Source organism: Lacinutrix sp. YIN62 (genome assembly GCF_057219185.1).
Genome location: NZ_JBXVVH010000004.1, coordinates 110,534 through 124,734, shown reverse-complemented (window position 1 = coordinate 124,734; position 14,201 = coordinate 110,534). Strand labels below are relative to the sequence as shown.

Below are 14,201 nucleotides of genomic sequence, written 5' to 3'. Positions count from 1 at the left end.
AACTTAAAAGACTATTAACCTAAAAACCAACAGCATAATGAATACAAAAAACTACTATCTCTTAGGAATACTGATAACCATTACCGCAGGAACAGTTCTATATTATTATTTATGCTACAGTCCTTATTATGCTAACACAAATAAAGCAACTGAAGCTAAAAACCAAGTACCAAAGGCAACTGAGGTTAAAAAAATAACGAAAACGACTTTTTCCATCATTGATCAAAAAAGTGGTATTGCATTTAAAAATGATAATAATTTCAACTTTAAATCTTCTAAAAGCATAATCGTAAAACCCCTTCCAGAAGATCTCAATATTGAAATAAAAAAACTAACAAGTTACCTAAGTAACAATGCTAATAAGTCCCTAGATATTGTTGGCTATTACACTATTAAAGAGAAGAACAAGACTGCATTTCCAAACTTAGGCCTAGCAAGAGCTAATGCAATCAAGAATTACCTTGTTGCTAATAATGCACCTTCTAAAGCCATTAACATTTATGGGAAACTAAAAAACAGCTTAACCCCGGACAATAAAGACACCTATTTAGGCCCAACAGATTATAAACTGAATACCATTAACTCAAAACACACTTCGGTTAAGAATAGTCAAAAAAACCTAGAACAAGACATCAAGACAAACCCTTTGATATTGTATTTTGAAATAGGAAATACCAACATTAATCTAACCTTAGATCAACGTAAAAAATTCGCTAAAATCTCAAAATATATAGATAAAACAGAAGGGGCTTTCATACAAATTACAGGTCACACAGATAATATTGGAGATAGAACAAGTAATATTCAACTAGGGCTGAACAGAGCTAATTTTGTTAGGGATTATTTTATAGAAAATGGCATTCTACAATCTAAGATAAAAACATTTTCTAAAGGGCCTGATACACCAATAGCAGACAACAGCAAAAAAGAAGGACAAGCAAAAAACAGAAGAATAATAGTAAGCATTAACTAAATAAAAAATATGAATTGGTGTGTATTAATCCCGTTAATAGGAGGGGTACTTAGTGCTAGTTTAGGATACGTATTAGGAATGCTTATCACAAATACAAAAAAGCACAACGTAGATTCGAATATTCTTAAAAACAGAATTACAATACTAGAATCGGAACTACGAGCATCTAAGATAATAAATAAAAATTCTAAACATAAGATAGCTTCTGGAGCAGGAAATGAAGGCATCGGCTCAAAAATAATGACCCCAGAAACTTCTAAAAAGCCCGCTTTTGACAGCGCCAAAGTCAAAACAATATTTGGTAAATCCATCAAATAAAATGACTTAACTTTAATAGAAGGTATTGGTCCAAAGATTAAATAATTATTTCACAATCACCATATTAACACATGGAATACCCTTGCTAATTGCACTACAGAAGAGTGTCAAACAATTCTCGACAGCAAAGGCGAACGTTTTAAAATTCACAAACCAAACTCTTGGCCAAAACAAGCTTTGCTAGCATCGAAAGGCAAATGGCAAAAACTAAAAGATTGGCAAGATACACTTGATGGTGGAAAGTAAAATTAGTAATTTTAAAAGACAACTCAAATGAGTTGTCTTTTTTATATCTCAAAACACATCAACTATATTTAACTTTTCTCAAAATACGAACCGCCTCTTTATATCTCATATACACCTCATCACTATACGATTTTAATAACGGTTTCGCTTCGTGCAACCGATCTATAGCCTTATGAAATAAATTAAGATAACATATTAAATAAGTTACTGGGAGGTTTAACAAATCTTTTACCTCTTGATTATTTAGTGTACTTCCTTTCTTTAATTTCTCTAGTAAAGCATTATTTGCATTATAAATATGATGCAATATTTTTTTATCAAATTGAGGCGCTTCAAAGATCAACCGCGTATCTATATTATAACTTGCGTTATTACTAAAATGGATTATAGTTTCCTCTAAAGGATAATATTTAAAGGTATTTTGCAGTCCCAAATTCACATACTCAATAATCTTAAAACTATGATCATCCAACATTATAGAAACCTCATCTAATGCAGAGAAAAACAAACGTACACGTTCGTTGATAAGCTCGATATCCACTCTAGAATAAAAAACCTCCTCTTTAATTTTCTTTTTTCGTCCTGACCAACACACCACAAAATACTCTTTAAAAACCTTATATTGAGGATCATAATCTCTCCTGTTTTTCATAAAATCGAAAACACCATCTAACGTATATTCAATATTATTTTGTGAATGGTTTTCTATAGCCTTTACAATTTCCGAATTCACATCTTTAATTTCACTTTCGAAAATCTTTGGCATACTCATACTACCATCTCTAAAAAAGAAGGCGCCTCCATAATACTTCCAAATATTTTTACGCAGTGAAGTTAATTTATTTATAGGTCGTATCGTAACCAAGCCTACTACTTTATGATCTGGCAAATGCGGAAATGGCACATTTTCATATTGCACTATTGGCGGGTTAGAAAGATATGCATTAATAAGATTCTGTATTTTACTATCATCGAAAAAATCTACACCAACAACGCTATTATCTTCATCCTCTACACCTATAACTATATACGAATTGTTTTGAGGGTTGCTATTTGATAATGCACAGACATGTTTTAAGAATTTAGCCTTACCTTCTTTTAGTCCAATATCTATTTTGCGTTTTTTATCATAGAAACTATTCTCATCATTATGAGCCAATAAGTTTTTTATCAAAAGACGCTTATTAATCATAATTTAATAGTCTATTCTAAATCTTGATTATTATTTAGCTTCATCAATACTAATTCAAAAATAATACGCGTTAAATAACTTTATCTATTTTAGCTTTAATTACCTCAAACTAAACACCTCTCATTATCACACTCCACTTACACGAAAAAATACCCTTATAAAAAAACGAACGCTTTTTCACGATATGTTATTTTTATTGGCTACGTTAATTTAAGGGTTTTTATTTTAAAACCCTTTAAATTTCATTATTTTTCACAGATCTAAAGATCAAAAAAGGGCATTATAGTTAAGGCGCTTTATGTAAACAGAGCATTATGTTTTATAAAACATAAGAAAACAATAGATAAAACATTCTTCATTCAGCACAACAAACCAAGTTCTCTTTTTAAGTTCTCTCTTGCTTTAAGCTCTAGATTATCTCTAAAAACTGTAGAAAAATATAAACTCTCACGACCTAAAAAAGCATTCAGAACTTTCTTTCTTCCGTTACGGTATATCAGATCTGGGTAAACATTATATTCCTTTCGTATATTATTAACGTATCCCTTATAAACATCCCAGTCCTCTCCTAATATAGAAAGGTCTAAATCTAATAAATAACCATTATCATTATTCCCTGTAATTAAAACATTATGTTTTTGGGTCGATACGATCATTTTTTCAATACGTGCTCTTTTCTCTGCTTCAACACCCAGTAGTTTTAATCGTTTTTCTGAAAAAACAGCACTTTTCAATTCATTATCGCTTCTTGTTGCTTTATAAACAATATCGTGATACCAAATAGCAAAACAAACACTATCAAAATCAACAAAATGATTTTTAATCTGCTTTGCATGAACTAGCATATTATAGATGTGATACAAATTATGATAATATCTTTTTTTATCACTATAGGCACCTGCTATCTCTTCCCAAAAACGCGCAATTACGCGTTCCTCTTTTATATATAAAGACGCCAATTCGTACCATTCTTTTTTTAGCCAATCGATCATGATTCTCTTTTCACTATAGTAGCAGTTGCTTGTGCCGTACAAAACATTAAAACATCGGCTATATTTACGTGTGCAGGTCGCGAAACCGCAAAATAAATAACCTCTGCAACGTCTTCTGGCTGCAATGCCTTATAGCCCTTATACGCATTATCTGCTATAGTATCCCCTTTAAAACGTACTTGAGAAAATTCTGTTTCTACCAAGCCTGGGTTTACAGACCCCACCTTAATCCCAAACGGATTTAAATCTATACGCATGCCTTCGGTAACAGCAACTACTGCGTGCTTACTCGCACAATATACATTCCCTTTTGGATAAACCTCCTTTCCTGCTGAAGAACCAATATTTATAATATGCCCAGAGCACCTCTCCGTCATTTGAGGGGTAACCGCTTTACTAACATAAAGTAACCCCTTAACATTTATATCTAACATTGCGTCCCAATCCTCTAAATTTCCATCTTGAATAGGATCTAAGCCATGTGCATTACCAGCATTATTTATAAGTATATCAATTTGTTTAAACGCTTCTGGCAACGAGTTAATAGCCTCAAAAACAACTTTTTTATCTCGCACATCAAAATTCAAAGTATGAATCGCTGTAAATTCCTCGAGTTCTTTTTTAATAGTCTGTAAACGCGCTTCTCGTCTTCCACATAATATTAATTTAATGCCATGTTTTGCAAACTCATAAGCTGTTGCTCTACCAATACCACTCGTCGCTCCTGTTATTAATGCAATTTTTTCTTTCATCTTTTTAGCTTTAAAAGCAAGTTCTTTTTTAAATTATTTTTTTTTATAACTATCGTTTAATAAGCAGTCAATCTATTTACCATATAAAAAACGAAAACCATTTCTAGCTTCAAATCTATCATTTTTTAGATTGAAAATCTTTTTTTACTCTCATTATTATTTATAATCCCTATGCTGTATATCTTCCCTGTAAACACTTACAACGCCATCAATTTCAAGTCGGCTTACTTTTATTACAACAAAACTATTGCTACTTTTTTTAAGGCTTGAAACCAGCAAATAAAATAACGTTAACGTGTGTTAACATGTTAAATTTTTAACCAATTATTAACAACGAATCATCGAAAAAATTAACAATTTGCACTTTCGAAATATGAATGTTAAATTCGTGAGCTAAAAAAATTGAAAATAATGGAAGGTACAGGTACAGTTGATATTAAATCTATTAATGAAAAAATTGAAAAAGAAAGCGCTTTTGTCGATTTACTAACTTTAGAAATGAATAAAGTCATTGTAGGTCAAAAACATATGATTGAGCGTTTGTTAATAGGTTTATTAGGTCAAGGACACATATTACTTGAAGGAGTTCCAGGACTAGCAAAAACACTAGCAATAAACACCTTATCAAAAGCTATAGATGGTAGCTTTAGTCGTATTCAATTTACACCGGACTTATTACCTGCAGATGTAGTAGGTACGATGATTTACAACATGAAGGATAATGATTTCTCTATAAAAAAAGGACCTGTTTTTGCAAATTTTGTACTAGCGGATGAGATTAATAGAGCGCCAGCAAAAGTACAATCGGCTTTATTAGAAGCCATGCAGGAAAAACAAGTTACTATTGGGGAAGACACCTTTATTTTAGACAAGCCTTTTTTGGTAATGGCGACAATGAATCCCGTGGAGCAAGAAGGAACTTATCCTTTACCTGAAGCGCAAGTAGATCGTTTTATGTTGAAAACGGTAATTGATTACCCTAAGCAAAATGAAGAACAACTAATTATGAGAGCGAATTTAAAAGGCGCTTTCGAAAAAGTAAATCCAGTAGTCTCCATTTCTCAAATTATAAAAGCTCAAGAAGCTGTTCGTGAAGTATATATGGATGAGAAAATTGAAAAATACATCTTAGACATTATATTTGCTACACGTTACCCAGAAAAATATAAACTAGCAGACTTAAAACCATTAATTTCATTTGGAGCATCCCCTCGTGGAAGTATCAATTTAGCTACGGCAGCAAAATGTTACGCCTTTATAAAAAGAAGAGGCTACGTAATCCCAGAAGATGTTCGCGCTGTAGTTTACGATATTTTACGTCACAGAATAGGCATTACTTATGAAGCTGAAGCTGAAAACATTACATCTGTAGATATTATTAATAAAATTGTAAACGAAATAGAAGTACCATAGTCAATGATTATTATTAGTTAGTGTCTCTGCAGTTAAAAACCTGCTCGACCCCTTACAATTGTTTTTAATCATTTACTTAAAACTACAAACTGTTTACTAAAAATGGATACTAAAGAATTACTAAAAAAAGTACGCAAGATTGAGATCAAAACACGACGTTTATCTGATCACATCTTTGGAGGAGAATATCATTCTACCTTTAAAGGTCGCGGTATGACTTTTAGTGAAGTACGACAATACCAATTTGGTGACGATGTTCGTAATATAGATTGGAATGTAACAGCACGATATAACGAACCTTATATAAAAGTTTTTGAAGAAGAACGCGAACTTACAATGATGCTTGTCGTTGATGTTTCAGGATCAGAACTGTTTGGTACAGATTTACAATTTAAAAATGAAATAGTAACCGAAATTGCTGCCACCCTTGCGTTCTCTGCCACACAGAACAACGACAAGATTGGCTTAATCTTATTTACGGATGAAGTAGAGCTTTACATTCCTCCCAAAAAAGGGCGCTCACATGTTCTTAGGATTATTCGTGAACTCATAGAATTTGATCCTAAGAGCAAGCAAACAAATGTAGCTGAAGCTTTAAAGTTCTTGCAAAATGTAATGAAGAAAAAAGCAATTGTATTTCTATTATCAGATTTCATTGCAGACGACTACAAGCAAACACTTAAAATAGTCGCTGGGAAACACGATGTAACAGGCATACGAATTTATGATAAAAGCGAGGAGTCTATACCTAATCTAGGGCTGGTTCAAATGCAAGATGAAGAGTCTGGAGAATTAATGCTGGTTAATACAGCATCAAAAAAAACACGAACTAATTATAGTAAATTCTATCACGAAAAAGCAGAATATTATAAGGATAGTTTTGCGAAATCTGGAGCGGGCTCAATAGACTGCCGTGTAGATGAGGGTTATGTAAAAAAACTTTTAGGTTATTTTAAACGAAGAGGTTAAAATGAATACCAATTTTATGACTAACAATTTCACTTTTTTTAACACAATTAAAAAACACGATAAGATTTCAATATTAAAATTGTCATCGTTACCCGTCTTAACTTTTGTTTTTTGCTTTGTGTCCTCATTATCTTTTTCGCAAATAACAGCGGTAATAGATTCCACGACTATAAAAATAGGAGAACAAATCACTTACAAAATAGAAGTTGAAACCGACACAACCGCAATTGTTGTTTTCCCTGAAGGGCAAACTTTTCGCCCTTTAGAAGTAATAGAATCGTATAAAATAGACACAACAAAATATGATGCAAAATATAACCTTATAAAAAAATACGGATTAACACAATTCGATTCAGGAGCTTATACTATTCCAAAGCAAAAAATAACTATTGGCAATAAATCTTTTTTTACAGATTCACTTAAAGTAGAGGTGAAAAATGTTGTTATAGACACTACAAAACAAGGGTTATACGATATAAAACCTATTATAGAAGTAAATAAAAGTACTGGAAATTGGTGGAAATACATAATAATAGCTCTACTAATTATTGGAATAACTGCGTTTTCTCTCTATTGGTTTATATGGCGTAAAAAGCCGTTAACCAAAGCAGAAGAGATTGCTTTGCTCCCCCCATACGATAGGGCAAAGTTAGCATTAAAGGCATTAGATGAATCTAACTATCTTGAAAATGAAGACCTAAAGAATTACTATTCTGAATTAACTTTTATTATTAGAAAATACCTTAATGAAAAAGTTTATGATCGTGCTTTAGAAAGTACTACAAATGAACTAATCTCTAGACTAAATCTCTTAAAAGAAGGCAATCAAATAGAACTAAGTAAAGAAGATATTAGAAATATAGAATCTATTTTAAAACGTGCCGATTTGGTTAAATTTGCTAAATCATCCCCCGATATTGCTCTTGCAGAAATCGACAGAAACACCATTGATATAGAGATAGATCAAGTAAAAGAAGCACTTCCTGAGCCAACTGAAGAAGAGAAATTACTAGATCATCAATACAAAGAAGCGCAGGCCAAAAAACAAAAACGCAAAAAAATAATCCTTACCGTAGCTATAGCAACGTTTTTAGTTATAACAACACTTATTGGTTTTTCAATTAAATATGGTTTTAGCTACGTTAAAGATACTATCATAGGCCACGAAAGCAAAACACTACTAGAGACACATTGGGTCACTAGTGAATATGGTTACCCTCCGATTACCATTAGTACTCCAAAAGTATTAAAACGCACAACACCCGACATTCCTGAGGAGATGAAAGGTAAAATACAAATCACTCTATTTACTTATGGAAGCCTCTTAGGCCCATTAAACATAGCACTAGCTACAACTACTCTCAATAATGAGCCACAACAAGATCAAGCTAATCAAGGGGAAAACAAAATAGATCTTAATCAAGCTGCAGATAGTAGTATAAAGATGTGGGAAAATAGCGGTGTTAAAAACATTGTTTTAAACAAAGAGAAATTCACTACTCCAAACGGAGCAGAAGGTTTAAAAACTTTTGGAACAGGAGATTTCCCATCAAAGGTTGAAGCGCAATCTAGAAAAGGTAAATTTACCATCCTAAGTTTTACCACTCAAAATATATTACAACAAATTGTATTAACATGGCAGGAAGACGATGTTTATGCAAACCAAATAACAGAACGAATTATTAACTCCCTAGAATTAAAACCAGAAAAAGAATAATGTTTGAAGGCATAGAATTTTTAAACAAGTCGTTTTTTTGGTTGCTACTATTGTTACCATTGGCTCTGCTATGGTACATCTTTAAGCATAACAAACAAACCCCAGAACTAAAAATTTCAAGTTTAAAAGGTTTTAAAGCAACCAAATCCTGGCTCCCCAAACTAAAACACTTACTTTTTGCACTACGTTTAGTTGCATTAGCTTTTTTAATAACAGCTTTGGCAAGACCAAGAACAGTAGATGTCTCTTCTAAAACAAAAACAACTAGAGGAATAGACATTGTAATGGCTATAGATGTATCTGCGAGCATGCTCGCAAAAGACCTAAGGCCCAACCGCTTAGAAGCTTTAAAAAATGTTGCTTCCGAATTTATAAAAGGACGACCAAACGATAGAATAGGTTTGGTAGAATATGCAGGAGAAAGCTATACAAAAACTCCAATAACTAGCGATAAAGCAATAGTACTAAGATCTTTAAACGACATAAAGTACAATGCTATAATTGAAGGGGGAACAGCAATAGGCATGGGACTAGCAACAGCTGTCAACCGCTTAAAAGACAGTAAAGCAAAAAGTAAAATTATTATATTGCTAACAGATGGCGTTAATAATTCCGGATCTATAAATCCCAAAATAGCAAGTGAATTAGCTTTAGAATTTGGTATTAAAGTTTATACCGTTGGTATAGGCACAAATGGAATGGCATTATCGCCTATGGCTATAAAATCTAATGGCCAATTTAAATATGGAAGAATACAAGTAGAAATAGATGAAGAATTATTAAAAGAAATAGCCCAGGTAACAGGAGGAGAATATTTTAGAGCAACAAATAACAAAAAGTTAGCCGAAATATATGATGAGATAAACAAGCTTGAAAAAACAGAAATTGAAGAATTTAAGTTCTATAATTATGAAGAAAAATACAGATGGTTTGTAAGTATCGCTGGCCTTTTATTAATCTTTGAGTTTTTGTTACGCTACACCATTTTTAGAAGCTTTATTTAAACAATACCATCCAATCAATTGAAAAAAGGAATCATTATACAAGCAAGCTCAAGAAGTAAAGGTAATACAAGTAATATTGTATCTCTTTTACAAGCGCACACAAATTATGATGTTGTCGATTTAAGTAAAAAAACAATAGGGCATTTCGATTACGAATTTAAAAATCAAAATGATGATTTTAACCTATTATTCAAAGATATCGTTAAAAAGTATAAAGTCATTATTTTTGCAACGCCAATATATTGGTACACTATGAGTGGTTTATTGAAGGTTTTTTTAGATAGAATTTCCGATTTTCTATATAAAGAAAAAAACTATGGCAAACAATTAAGAGGAATCGAAATGGCTGTACTTAGTTGTAGTAATGAAAATAAAATGTTCGAAGGGTTCGCAATACCCTTCATAGAAAGTGCAAAATACTTAGGGATGCAATACAAGGGATACCTACACACTTGGGTTGAAGGCGACACCATTCCTATAGAAGTAAGTACTAAAATTAAAGACTTTAGCAACAGTATAACTACTGAGCAAAAAAATTTAAATTAAAATAACTAAAAACTTCCTGTCTAAGCAGGAAAATAAATATGTTTGATCTATTAGAAGAAAAAGCTTGGTTTTGGGCATTACTAATTGTGCCAGCAATTGTAGTACTTTTTTTGGTACTTCAAATATGGAAACGTAGGGCTCAAAATAAATTTGCCAACACTAAAATAATAAACAGGTTAAGCCCTAATAAGTCTGTATTTAAACCTGTATTAAAAATAATAATATTATGCTTGGCTTTTGCGAGTCTAACAATAGCTATGGTAAACCCCAAAAACGGTTCTAAACTAGAAACCGTTAAACGCGAAGGGGTCGATATTGTTTTTGCAATCGACGTTTCAAAAAGTATGCTTGCGGAAGATATTGCTCCTAGCAGAATAGAAAAATCAAAGCAATTAGTTACCCAAATTGTTAATAATTTAGCAAGCGATCGCGTCGGTATTATTGCATACGCAGGAAAAGCATTTCCGCAATTACCAATAACAACAGATTATGCATCGGCAAAGATGTTTCTTAAAAATATGAATACAGATATGCTGTCTTCCCAAGGAACAGCAATAGATGAAGCTATAGAATTAGCAAAAACGTATTACGATGACGATAATCAGACGAATCGTGTGCTCATTATTATATCCGATGGTGAAGATCATGGAGCGTCTTCTGCAAGTGTCGCTGAAGAAGCCGCTAAAGAAGGCATTAGAATTTTCACCATTGGCGTAGGAGATAGCAAAGGAGCGCCTATCCCAATAAAAAGAAATGGCATAGTCCTTAATTATAAAAAAGACAGACAAGGTGAAACGGTTATAACTCGTCTAAACGAAGAAACCCTAAAAAACATAGCAGACGAAGCCAATGGCGCCTATATAAACGGAAGAAAAACAGACAACGTTGTCAATGAAATAAAGGACATTCTTAACAAGATGGATAAAACGGAATTTGAGGCCAAACAATTTGCCGATTTTGAAGATCAATTTCAATGGTTTTTAGGTCTCGGAATTCTCTTATTATTTCTAGATATTTTTCTCCTAGAACGAAAAACTGCCTGGTTAAAAAAATTAAACCTATTTAATGAGAACTTTTAGTTTTTATCTAAATAATAAATTGCTACAGCTATAATCGCAATGTAAATAGAAGCTTTTTTATAAAACCTTTAACTCAGAACAACATAGGAGTTTTATATATTTATAACTAAAACTGTGTCTAAAGTTTCTATTTCACATTAAAATATTTAATTATGCAAATCGCATCTGAATACCATAAAAAAAAGCAAACAAACAGATGAAACAGATCATAACATACCTTTTAATAGTAACAACCATAACCACCTTTGCCCAAGAAAAAGACGAGGCTTTATCTGTAGCCACAGAAAAAGCGAACACATTAGTATATCAGGCGAATGAATTAGCTAATAACGACAATTTTATTTCAGCAGAAATGGAATACCGCAAAGCATTATCCGAAAACCCTACAAGTGTTGCTGGCACATATAACCTTGCCCATTCCTATTATAAAAAAGGCAATTATGAAGAGGCCCTGTATCGCAATCAACAAGCTGCAAAAAACGCAACAAACAAAATAGAAAAACATAAGGCATTTCATAATATAGGAAATATTCTTATGCAAAATAAAAAATGTAAACAAGCGGTTGAGGCCTTTAAAAACGCCTTGAGAAACCGCCCTACAGATAACGAATCTCGCTACAATTTAGGATTAGCAAAAGACTGCGCAAAAAAACAAGAAGACCAACAACAACAAGACGATAAGGACAACAAGGATAAAGACAAAAAAGAAGACGAGAATAAAAAGGATAAAGACAAAAAAGACGAAAACAAAGACAATAAAGATAAAAAAGACGGCGAGGACAAAAAAGACGAAGAAGGAAAACCCAAAGACGAGAAAGAAAATAAAGACAAAGGAGATAAAAAGGAAGAACAACAAAAGCCCAAACAACAACCAGGGCAATTATCTCCCCAAAGAATAAAAAACTTATTGGAAGCAACCAATAATCAAGAACAGAAAGTTCAAGAAAAAATAAATGCTAAAAAAACTAAAGGAGTTAAAATACAAACAGAAAAAGACTGGTAAACCAACCTATCTAGTTTGTGACTAAAGGATAATTTACAGACACTTATTCTCATTGTTTTCGCTTAAATAATGAAAATCTAAACTTTAAATAAGACTTAAAACACCTCTTTTTAGTAAAAAATAAAAAAGTAAATACATTCGACCAAATAATATTAATATTTGTAACGAAAATTAAAGCCTCGAAAACAACAATTTAACGGCCTTATCGCTGTTCGCTAATCATTATGAAACTAACAAAGCACATCTCCATATTATTACTACTTTTTAGCACAAGCATCTTATCTGCTCAAGTTAAATTTGAAGCCAAAGTAAGTAAGAAAAAATTAGGAATAAACGAACGTTTGCGTGTAGATTTCCAAATGAATAAGGATGGGGATAATTTTAACCCACCAAATTTTGAGAATTTCACTGTTGTTGGTGGCCCCAATCAATCTGTTAGTACCTCATGGATTAACGGTAAAAGGTCTTACCAAAAAACATATAGTTACTTTTTAGCACCTAAAAAAAGAGGCCGCTATACAATAAAACAGGCTAAAATAACGGTGGATGAAGTCGTTTATAAAACATCTCCGATAACGGTTACAGTTACCAAAGCTGTAGACAAACCCAAGGACGGTAATAACGCAGAGTATTTAGCCGAAGAAAACATTCATTTAGTGGCCGAAATCTCTAACTCAAAACCCTACTTAAACGAAGCGATAACCGTAGTCTATAAATTATACGTTTCCCCAAATACAGGCGTTAGTAACTGGAGAGAAATTGACAATCCAAAATTTGTTGATTTTTGGAGTCAAAACATAGACATTAAAGGTCTTAAAATACAAAATGGCACTTACAAAGGCGAAGATTACCGTTATGTCGTATTACGTAAATTGGTCTTGTACCCTCAAAAAACAGGGAAATTAAACATCGAACCTTTAAGTCTGGATATTACTATTGATGTACCTACAAAACGGAGAGATATTTTTGGAGGTCGCTTAATGACTCAAGTACACAGAACCGTTTCTGCTGGAAATAGAACCATTAATGTAAAACCGTTACCCGAAAAAGGTAAACCCCTCGATTTTACAGGAGCTGTTGGTGAATTCTCGTTTAATGTAACGTCTTCAAAAACACAATTAAACACTTCAGAATCCCTACAAACAAAAGTAGAAGTTACAGGGAAAGGAAACTTAAAACTATTTGAACTCCCTAAATTAAACGCCCCTAGCTCATTAGAAATTTACGAACCAGAACACAACGAATCTGTAAAAACGGGCAAAGGAGGAATGCAAGGACGTATTTCGGATAGTTACACCATAGTCCCGCAATACAAAGGAAAATATCCCATCCCTAGTATTTCATTTTCTTATTTTGATTTAAAAACAAAAAGTTACAAACGTATTTCTTCTAAAGAAATAGTTATTAATGTTCTAAACGGTCCTAATCATGGTGATTCTAAAGATAATATAGCAACTACAGAAACAAAAAAACAACCCGTTATACTAAATAACGATCAATTTGCTTTTGTAAAGACTAATGCCAACCTCTCCTTAAAGCAACCCAAGCATTTCTTTAAATCTACAGCCTTTTGGACAAGTTTATTTGCGCCATTTTTAATTATTCCATTAGCTATTATTTTTAGAAGAAAGAAAGCAGAACGCGATGCAGATGTTGTAGGCAATAAACTAAGAAAAGCAGACAAATTAGCAAAGCGCTATTTAGGAAAAGCTAAAAAAGCATTAGGTCAAAAAGAAGCCTTTTACGTTGCATTAGAAAAAGCTCTACACAATTACTTAAAAGCGAAACTGAATATAGAAACCAGCGACTTAAGCAAAGAAAAAATAAACCCTTTATTAGCGCAACGACACGTAGATGCCGCCATTATTTCTGAATTTAACAGTATTTTGGAAAGCTGTGAGTTAGCACGATACACCCCTATAACAACGGTTACAATGCAACAAGATTACAACAAAGCAGCACAGACAATCAATCAAATTGATAAACAAATACGCTAA

13 protein-coding genes are annotated in these 14,201 nt (G+C 32.6%); 10 read left to right on the top strand and 3 right to left on the bottom strand.

Going from position 1 to position 14,201, the window contains the following annotated elements; genetic code table 11:
• Window positions 1-37 precede the first annotated feature (37 nt).
• Both AC2D8I_RS04045 and AC2D8I_RS04040 read left to right on the top strand, forming a co-directional pair.
• The gene (locus tag AC2D8I_RS04045; RefSeq protein ID WP_484704709.1) at window positions 38-973 is read left to right on the top strand and encodes an OmpA family protein; all 936 of its coding nucleotides are present in this window, start codon (window positions 38-40) and stop codon (window positions 971-973) included.
• 9 nt (window positions 974-982) lie between these two features.
• Window positions 983-1,291 carry a hypothetical protein gene (locus tag AC2D8I_RS04040; RefSeq protein WP_484704708.1) on the top strand — a complete coding sequence of 103 codons (309 nt, stop codon included), beginning with the start codon at window positions 983-985 and terminating at the stop codon, window positions 1,289-1,291.
• Between the two features lie 304 nt (window positions 1,292-1,595).
• Here AC2D8I_RS04040 and AC2D8I_RS04035 read toward each other — a convergent pair whose 3' ends face one another.
• From AC2D8I_RS04035 to AC2D8I_RS04025, 3 genes are all read right to left on the bottom strand, one after another.
• On the bottom strand, window positions 1,596-2,729 hold the full coding sequence (locus AC2D8I_RS04035) for a DUF5929 domain-containing protein (protein WP_484704707.1): 1,134 nt from the start codon (window positions 2,727-2,729) through the stop codon (window positions 1,596-1,598).
• A 359-nt stretch (window positions 2,730-3,088) separates the two neighbouring features.
• Window positions 3,089-3,721: an HD domain-containing protein gene (locus AC2D8I_RS04030; protein WP_484704706.1), complete on the bottom strand. Its 633-nt coding sequence runs from the start codon at window positions 3,719-3,721 to the stop codon at window positions 3,089-3,091.
• Window positions 3,718-4,473 carry an SDR family NAD(P)-dependent oxidoreductase gene (locus AC2D8I_RS04025; RefSeq protein WP_484704705.1) on the bottom strand — a complete coding sequence of 252 codons (756 nt, stop codon included), beginning with the start codon at window positions 4,471-4,473 and terminating at the stop codon, window positions 3,718-3,720. The genes AC2D8I_RS04030 and AC2D8I_RS04025 overlap by 4 nt, the downstream gene beginning before the upstream one ends.
• Window positions 4,474-4,884: 411 nt before the next feature.
• Here AC2D8I_RS04025 and AC2D8I_RS04020 point away from each other — a divergent pair, with 411 nt between their 5' ends.
• The 8 genes from AC2D8I_RS04020 (at window position 4,885) to AC2D8I_RS03985 (ending at window position 14,201) form a co-directional block, all read left to right on the top strand.
• A complete protein-coding gene (locus AC2D8I_RS04020) occupies window positions 4,885-5,886 on the top strand; it encodes an AAA family ATPase (protein ID WP_484704704.1) in 1,002 nt (333 codons plus the stop codon).
• Window positions 5,887-5,988: 102 nt separating this feature from the next.
• A complete protein-coding gene (locus AC2D8I_RS04015) occupies window positions 5,989-6,855 on the top strand; it encodes a DUF58 domain-containing protein (RefSeq protein WP_484704703.1) in 867 nt (288 codons plus the stop codon).
• A 16-nt stretch (window positions 6,856-6,871) separates the two neighbouring features.
• Window positions 6,872-8,572: a hypothetical protein gene (locus AC2D8I_RS04010; protein WP_484704781.1), complete on the top strand. Its 1,701-nt coding sequence runs from the start codon at window positions 6,872-6,874 to the stop codon at window positions 8,570-8,572.
• Window positions 8,572-9,576: a vWA domain-containing protein gene (locus AC2D8I_RS04005; protein WP_484704702.1), complete on the top strand. Its 1,005-nt coding sequence runs from the start codon at window positions 8,572-8,574 to the stop codon at window positions 9,574-9,576. Before AC2D8I_RS04010 ends, AC2D8I_RS04005 begins: the two co-directional genes overlap by 1 nt.
• 18 nt (window positions 9,577-9,594) lie before the next feature.
• Complete coding sequence (locus AC2D8I_RS04000) at window positions 9,595-10,122, top strand: flavodoxin family protein (RefSeq protein ID WP_484704701.1); 528 nt, start codon at window positions 9,595-9,597, stop codon at window positions 10,120-10,122.
• Window positions 10,123-10,160: 38 nt separating this feature from the next.
• Window positions 10,161-11,201, top strand: coding sequence for a vWA domain-containing protein (locus AC2D8I_RS03995; RefSeq protein WP_484704700.1), 1,041 nt, complete (start codon window positions 10,161-10,163; stop codon window positions 11,199-11,201).
• Window positions 11,202-11,397: 196 nt separating this feature from the next.
• Window positions 11,398-12,204: a tetratricopeptide repeat protein gene (locus tag AC2D8I_RS03990; RefSeq protein ID WP_484704699.1), complete on the top strand. Its 807-nt coding sequence runs from the start codon at window positions 11,398-11,400 to the stop codon at window positions 12,202-12,204.
• Window positions 12,205-12,428: 224 nt separating this feature from the next.
• The gene (locus AC2D8I_RS03985) at window positions 12,429-14,201 is read left to right on the top strand and encodes a BatD family protein (RefSeq protein WP_484704698.1); all 1,773 of its coding nucleotides are present in this window, start codon (window positions 12,429-12,431) and stop codon (window positions 14,199-14,201) included.